Source organism: Mycobacterium sp. (assembly GCF_025965855.1).
GTDB lineage: Bacteria > Actinomycetota > Actinomycetes > Mycobacteriales > Mycobacteriaceae > Mycobacterium.
The window spans coordinates 21621-28627 of the sequence record NZ_JAOPWB010000135.1; the positions used below are offsets into that span (position 1 = coordinate 21621).

General features: G+C 68.3%; 9 protein-coding genes. 6 read left to right on the plus strand and 3 right to left on the minus strand.

The features are described 5' to 3' along the window. Window positions 1-2: 2 nt before the first annotated feature. Entirely contained in the window at window positions 3-1298 is a 1296-nt protein-coding gene (locus tag JWP83_RS10450; RefSeq protein ID WP_297729730.1) for a competence/damage-inducible protein A, read from the minus strand. Window positions 1299-1378: 80 nt separating this feature from the next. Between JWP83_RS10450 and JWP83_RS10455 the strand changes: the two genes are divergently transcribed. Genes JWP83_RS10455 through JWP83_RS10465 form a run of 3 tightly spaced genes read left to right on the plus strand, consistent with a single transcriptional unit; the run spans window position 1379 to window position 3520 of the window. Beyond that, window positions 1379-2704, plus strand: coding sequence for an adenylate/guanylate cyclase domain-containing protein (locus tag JWP83_RS10455; protein WP_297729766.1), 1326 nt, complete (start codon window positions 1379-1381; stop codon window positions 2702-2704). Further along, window positions 2704-3021 (plus strand): hypothetical protein, encoded by a 318-nt coding sequence (locus JWP83_RS10460; protein ID WP_297729733.1) that lies wholly within the window; start codon window positions 2704-2706, stop codon window positions 3019-3021. Before JWP83_RS10455 ends, JWP83_RS10460 begins: the two co-directional genes overlap by 1 nt. Window positions 3022-3025: 4 nt before the next feature. Further along, the gene (locus JWP83_RS10465; RefSeq protein ID WP_297729736.1) at window positions 3026-3520 is read left to right on the plus strand and encodes a macro domain-containing protein; all 495 of its coding nucleotides are present in this window, start codon (window positions 3026-3028) and stop codon (window positions 3518-3520) included. Here JWP83_RS10465 and JWP83_RS10470 read toward each other — a convergent pair. Then, complete coding sequence (locus tag JWP83_RS10470; protein ID WP_297729739.1) at window positions 3517-3822, minus strand: MTH1187 family thiamine-binding protein; 306 nt, start codon at window positions 3820-3822, stop codon at window positions 3517-3519. The two genes, JWP83_RS10465 and JWP83_RS10470, sit on opposite strands and share 4 nt — an antisense overlap. A 52-nt stretch (window positions 3823-3874) precedes the next feature. Here JWP83_RS10470 and dtd point away from each other — a divergent pair, with 52 nt between their 5' ends. The 3 genes from dtd (at window position 3875) to JWP83_RS10485 (ending at window position 6083) form a co-directional block, all read left to right on the plus strand. Next, entirely contained in the window at window positions 3875-4306 is a 432-nt protein-coding gene (gene dtd, locus JWP83_RS10475) for a D-aminoacyl-tRNA deacylase (protein WP_297729742.1), read from the plus strand. Between the two features lie 64 nt (window positions 4307-4370). Further along, window positions 4371-5288 (plus strand): class I SAM-dependent methyltransferase, encoded by a 918-nt coding sequence (locus tag JWP83_RS10480; protein WP_297729745.1) that lies wholly within the window; start codon window positions 4371-4373, stop codon window positions 5286-5288. A gap of 9 nt (window positions 5289-5297) precedes the next feature. After that, window positions 5298-6083, plus strand: coding sequence for an HAD-IB family hydrolase (locus JWP83_RS10485; protein ID WP_297729748.1), 786 nt, complete (start codon window positions 5298-5300; stop codon window positions 6081-6083). On the opposite strand, the gene JWP83_RS10490 is transcribed toward JWP83_RS10485, so the two are convergent. Continuing rightward, a partial coding sequence (locus tag JWP83_RS10490; RefSeq protein WP_297729751.1) for an alcohol dehydrogenase catalytic domain-containing protein occupies window positions 6080-7007 on the minus strand: 928 nt, incomplete at its 5' end. The two genes, JWP83_RS10485 and JWP83_RS10490, sit on opposite strands and share 4 nt — an antisense overlap.

Genomic DNA, 7007 nt, shown 5'->3' on the forward strand with positions numbered 1-7007 from the left:
ACTTATTCGGCGTCGCTGAGCCGGCGCCGCAGCAGGTGCATCGCCACCGTCGTCGACCGCTCCCGGACGTCCGAGCGGTTCCCGGGTAGCAGCAGGGTTCGGGTGACTTGGCTGTCTGCGGCGCCGGAGGCGCCCAGCATGACGGTGAAACAGACTGTGCCGACGGGTTTTTCCGGCGTTCCCCCACCCGGGCCGGCGATCCCGGTGATCGCGACGGCGGTGTCGGCGGCGAAGCGCTTCAGCGCGCCCGCCGCCATCGCCTCGGCCACCGGCTCGGACACCGCGCCGTGCGCCTCGATCAGCGCCGGGTCGACACCGAGCAGCTGGGCTTTCGCCTCGTTGGAATACGACACCACGCCGCCGGCCATATAGTCCGAAGAACCGGCCCGATCGGTCAGCCGCGCTGCCAGCAGGCCCGCGGTGCAGGATTCCGCCGTCGCTATCCAGCGGCCGGTGAGCAACTGCGCCACCAGATCGTCCACCTTTGACCCGTCTTCGGAGTAGATCTGCTGTCCGTGCCGCTCGCGCAGCACCTCGGTCAGCCGCGCATAGGCGTCCGCGGCGTGCGGCTCGTAGCGCGTGACCATTTCGATCTCACCGCGCCGCAGGCAGGTGGTGATCTCCAAGTGCTGAAAGCCGGGGACGGATTTCTCGGCGTCACGCAGAGTTTCGGCCAGCCCCGATTCGGGCAGCCCGAACATCCGGATCGTCTCCTGCCGGTAGGTCGTCCGGCCGGCGATCGCCTCCTGCGCGGTGGGTGTCTCAATTGCCGTGTGCCACATGGGCTGAAGCTCGCGCGGCGGTCCCGGAAGCACGATCACCGCCGGTTTGCCCGGCACGACCACACCCGGCGCGGTGCCCACGGGGTCGAGCACCTGGGCGCCTTCCGGAATCATCGCCTGCTTGCGGTTGGCGGCCCTGATGGAGTCGAAATTGCCGGGGTCAAAAGCGGGATTGCGGCCCATCAGTCGTTTGAGGATCTCGGCGATCTTGTTCTCGACCTCGGCGTCGAGGACGAGCTCGCGGCCGCAGAAGCGCGCCACCACCTCGACGGTCATGTCGTCGGCCGTCGGGCCCAGGCCACCGCTGGTGACGATCAGGTCCACGCCCTGCTCGGCCATGAAACGCAGCTGCGCCTCGATGTCGGTCGGGCGGTCGCCGCAGATCGTGATGTGCGCCAGCTCGACACCCAGTTCCAGCAGGCGATCGGCGATCCACGGGCCGTTCCTGTCCTGGACACGTCCGGTAAGGACCTCAGTTCCGGTGACCACTATGCCTGCCCGTGCGCTCACGGCCATTGAGCCTACGCATGAACTAGCCTGAGGCCGTGGCCGGGAAGTCTGCGGCGCCGCGGATTCGCTACGCCAAATGCGGTGACATGGACATCGCCTATCAAGTCTTAGGCGAAGGTCCGGTTGATCTGGTCCTGCTGGTGGGACCGTCGATACCGATCGACGCCATCGACTCCGAGCCCTCGCTATACCGCTTCTACCGCCGTCTGGCGTCGTTCAGCCGAGTGATCCGGTTCGATTTCCGTGGAATGGGCCTGTCGTCGCGCGTCCCCTCGCTCGAGATGATCGGGCCGAAGTTCTGGGCCGAGGACGCGATCGCAGTGATGGATGCGGTCGGCTGCGGGCAGGCGGCCATCCTCGCAACGAGCTACAACGCGATGAGTGGCCTCGTTCTCGCCGCCGACTACCCCCAACGGGTGCGCAGCCTGGTGGTGATCAACGGCACGGCGCGTGTTCAGTGGGCACCCGACTACCCGGTCGGTGCGAGACCGAGCGCCACTGACCCATTCACGACCGTCGCAATGGAGACGGATGCGGTTGAGCAAGGCTTCGATGTGCTGGAGGCCGTCGCGCCGACGGTTGCCCGAAACGAGGCGTTCCGGGCCTGGTGGGATCACGCCGGCAATCGCGCTGCGTCGCCGAGCATGGCCCGTGCCGTGAGCAAAGTCGTGACAGAGAGCGACGTACGTGACATCCTCGCGCGGATCGCCGTGCCGACGCTGATCCTGCAGCGCGATAGCGTCCGATTCATCCCTCCGGGGAATGGTCGTTTCCTTGCCGAGCACATCGCCGGGTCACGCTATGTGGAACTGCCGGGAGAAGATTCGCTGTACTGGGTGGGCGACACCGCGCCGATACTCGACGAGATCGAGGAGTTCATCACCGGCGTACGCGGTGGCTCCGATGCCGAACGAGTGCTGACCACGATCGTGTTCACCGACATCGTCGGCTCTACCCAGCGCGCCGCCGAGCTCGGCGACCAACGATGGCGAGATCTGCTCGATCAGCACGACGCCAAAGTCCGCCACGAGCTGGACCGATTCGGCGGTCGCGAAGTCAACACTGCCGGAGACGGATTCGTCGCGACGTTCACCAGTCCCAGCGCGGCGATCGCATGTGCGGATGCGATTGCAGACGCGGTGCGGGCGCTGGGCATCGAGGTCCGGGTGGGCATTCACGCGGGCGAGGTGGAGGTGCGCGGCGCCGACGTCGCGGGCATGGCCGTACACATCGGTGCGCGCGTGGCGGCGCTGGCCGGACCCAGCGAAGTGCTGGTGTCCTCGACGGTTCGCGACATCGTCACCGGGTCCCGGCGCACGTTCGCCGAGCGCGGTGAGCACCAACTGAAGGGCGTACCGGGTCACTGGCGGGTCTACGCGCTGGTAAGGGACCAAACGACAGTCAGGCCCTAGTGGCCCGGTGCGCCGGGCTGACCGGGTTGCCCGGGCTGGCCGGGGGTTCCACCGGCGCCGGACGCGCCGCCGGCGCCACCCTCGCCGCCCTCGCCGGGCTGACCGCCGAGCCCGGGGGCCCCGCCCATGCCGCCATCGCCACCTCGGCCGCCGTCACCGCCTCGACCCCCGGCGCCGCCCTGGCCGCCGGCTCCCCCTGCGCCTCCGGCGCCTCCGGCGCCTCCAACCCCGCCAACCTCATCGGCCATGACTGCCTCCTGTGGGCCACAAACTTTCTCGCCCGTCGCGTCAACCTATCCCAAGTGGCGGGACAATGAGCCGATGATCGAGGTAGAGGTTTTGCAGGCCGACATCACCAAGCTCGAACTCGACGCGATCACCAACGCGGCCAACACCCAACTGCGGCACGGTGGCGGCGTCGCAGCGGCGATTTCCCGCGCCGGCGGACCCGCGGTGCAGCGCGAGTCCACCGAGAAGGCGCCGATCGGGCTCGGGGAAGCGGTCGAAACCACCGCGGGCGACATGCCGGCGCGCTACGTGATCCACGCGGCGACGATGGAGCTCGGCGGCCCAACCTCGGCCGAAATCATCACGCGGGCAACCGGTTCCACCTTGCGCAAAGCCGACGAACTCGGCTGCCGCTCGCTTGCCCTGGTGGCATTCGGCACCGGTGTCGGCGGCTTTCCGCTCGAAGACGCGGCGCAGCTGATGGTCGACATCGTCCGGCAACACCGGGCGAGCTCGCTGGAGACGGTGGTGTTCGCGGTCCACGGCGACGCGGCCGAGCGGGCGTTCCGGGATGCGGTGCGGGGCTAACCGTCGGACAGATAACGCTCGACGGTTACCACCTTCTGCGTCATCGCGTCGTGGGCCCCGGCCCGCAAGTCCGCCTTGATCACCGTGCTGACCCTGGGCGCACGAGCCGCCACGGCCTCGACCGCGCGCTGCACGACGGCCATCACCTCCTCCCACGTATCGCCCTCGATCACGGTGAACATGGAATCCGTCTTGTTGGGCAGGCCGGAATCGCGGACCACGCGAACCGCGTCGGCAACGATCTCGCCGACGCCCTCACCGACGCCCAGCGGGGTGACCGAAAACGCGACGAGTACAGACACGTGACGAGCGTACCCAACCTTTTCGGGGGCCGGCCTGGCAGCATCGAGAGCCATGCGGGTTCTGGTGCAACGGGTCTCGTCGGCGTCGGCGACGGTCGACGGCCGGGTGGTGGGAGCGATCCGGCCGGACGGCCAGGGCTTATTGGCGTTCGTCGGTGTCACCCACGGCGACGATCCCGACAAGGCGCGGCGGCTGGCCGAAAAGCTCTGGCATCTGCGCATTCTCGACGAGGAACGGTCCGCGGCCGATATCAGCGCGCCCATCTTGGTGGTCAGCCAGTTCACCCTGTACGCCGACACCGCGAAGGGCCGCCGACCGTCATGGAACGCGGCCGCCCCCGGAGCGGTCGCCGAACCGCTGGTCGCGGCGTTCGCGGAGGCGTTGCAGGGGCTGGGCGCCGAGGTGCAGACCGGCGTGTTCGGCGCGAACATGCAAGTCGAATTGGTCAACGACGGCCCGGTCACGGTGATTTTGGAACTTTGACGGCGCCTCGGCAGTACTTTGGTGGTCTCGGCGCGTTGTGGCCGATTCGGACGGGAGGGCGCCCATGAGCACGACGCCGGAATTTGGGTCGCTTCGTTCCGACGACGACCAGTGGGACATCGTCAGCGGCGTCGGCTACACCGCGCTGCTGGTGGCGGGGTGGCGGGCGCTGCACGCCGTGAGCCCGCAACCGCTGGTCCGGGACGAATACGCGAAGGTCTTCATCGCCGCTTCACAGGACCCGTATCTGGCGGGCGTGCTTGCCAATCCGGGAACCTCCGCGGACGAGACGGCTTTTCCCCGCCTGTACGGCGTGCAAACCCGGTTCTTCGACGACTTCTTCAGCTTCGCCGGTGACACGGGCATACGGCAAGCGGTGATCGTCGCCGCCGGATTGGATTCACGGGCATACCGTCTCGAATGGCCGGATGGCACAACGGTTTTCGAGGTCGACCTACCGAAAGTCCTGGAATTCAAGGCCCGCGTGCTCGGCGAGCGGGGCGCCACGCCCAAAGCCCGCAGGACCGAGGTCGCAGCCGATCTGCGCACCGACTGGTCGCGGCGATTGGAAGCGGCCGGCTTCGACACGGAAACTCCCAGCGCCTGGTCGGTGGAAGGCGTGCTGCCCTATCTGACCGATGAGGCCCAGAACGCGCTCTTCACGCGGATCAGCGGGCTCAGCGCGCCGGGCAGCCGAATCGCCATCGGCGCGCTGGGATCGCGGTTGGACCGCGAGCAACTCGCCGGCCTGGAAGCCGACCACCCCGGGGTCAACATGTCCGGTCACGTGGACTTCTCCGCCCTCACCTACGAGCCCCAGTCCGACCCAGCGGGCTCGCTTGCCGCGCACGGCTGGGCCGTCGAACCGGTCCGCAACACGCTGGATCTGCAGGCCGGCTACGGGATGACTCCGCCGGAGGTGGACGTCAAGATCGACGCGTTCATGCACTCGCAATACATAACGGCGACGCGGTCGGGCTGAGCCGAGATGGTGACGATCACGAGACTTTCCCCCGCGGACGCCATTGCGGAGATCGGTGCCAGCCCGCCCGGACGCGGAATCGGCGCATTCTTCGACCTCGACGGCACGTTGGTCGACGGCTTCACCGCAGCGGTTCATGTCGGCGACCGGATCCGGCGTCGGCAAGCCGGAATGGGCGAGCTTCTCGGGGTGTTCGAGGCCGCGTTGCGATATCGATTCGGTCACTTGGAGTTTGAGCACCTCATTGTGCGGGCCGCCGGTTACCTGCGCGGTGAGTCGCTCGCCGAGCTCGACGAGTTGGGCGAGCGCCTGTTCGTCGAACGCGTTGCCGCGCGGCTGTATTCGCACATGCACGAAATCGTGCAGGCCCACCAGCACCGCGGGCACACCGTCGTGCTGAGTTCGTCGGCGCTCTCCATCCAGGCGCTGCCCGTCGCACGATTCCTCGGCATTTCCAACGTGCAGTGCAACCGTTTCGAAGTCGACGGCCACGGGCGGCTCACCGGCGGGCTCGTCAAACCGATCGTGTGGGGGGCGACCAAGGCCGCCGCAGTACAACAATTCTGTAGTGCCAATGACATTGCATTGCAAAGCAGTTACTTCTACGCCGACGGCGACGAGGATGCGGCGTCGATGTCAGTCGTCGGCTATCCCCGACCGGTGAACCCCCGGTCCGGACTCGCCGCGGCGGCCGCGGCGCACGGCTGGCCGGTGATGTGCCTCGCCTCGGGCCGCCGCGGGCCCGCGCGGACTCTGCGTTATGTGGCGAAGCATGTCCGCCGCGACAGGGATTAAGGCGTCAGCATGACCTTCACGTCGTCGCCGGACCGCGACTCCGCGGTCGCGTAGCCTTTGGCCGCCTCGTCCAACGGCAGTGTCGTGGTGAAGATGCCGTCGACGTCGAGCCGGCCGGATTGCAGCAGCGGGATCAACTCCGGCCAGGTCCGCTGTACCGGAGCCGTGGTCATCCGCAGCGTGATGCTGCGAATCAGGCAGCCCAGGGCGTTGAGTGGAAACGGATTCATGTCATGCACACCGACCACCGAGACGGTGCCTCCCGGCCGCACCGCGTTGAGCGCGTCGGTCAGGGATGCGTCCGTGGCGACGGCGTCGATCACCGCGTCGGCGCCGCGGCCTCCCGTCGCCGCGAGGACGGCCTCGACCGCCGGCGCCTTGATCGGCGTCGCTCCCCATTGGCCGGCACGCTCCAAACGGCCGTCGACGCGATCGATCGCGAAGACCGTTGCGGCGCCTTGGAAGAGCGCGCAGCGTAGCGCGCACAGGCCCACCGCCCCCAGGCCGATCACCGCCACCGTCCCGCCGTACGGAATGTCGGCCCGCTGGGCCGCCGCCCAGCCGGTCGCCAGGTTGTCGGTGAGCAGCAGCGCCTGCTCGGTGCTGATCCCTTCGGGCGTCTTGAGCAGCTGGAAGTCGGCGGCCGGCACGGCGAGCAGATCGGCCTGCGCCCCGGGAAGCACGCCGCCGCCGAAGATCTGAAACCCAGAGAAGCACATCACCGGGTCGTGGGTGGCGCAGCCCGGGCAGGCGCCGCAGCCGGTCACCGACGACACCATGACCCGATCGCCGACCTTGACCGTGCGCACCTCGGTCCCGACCTCGACGACGGTGCCCACCGCTTCGTGGCCGAGCGTCATCGGTGCGGCGAGCGGGTAGTCACCCTCGTAGAAATGCAGGTCGGAACCGCAGATCCCGGCGGCG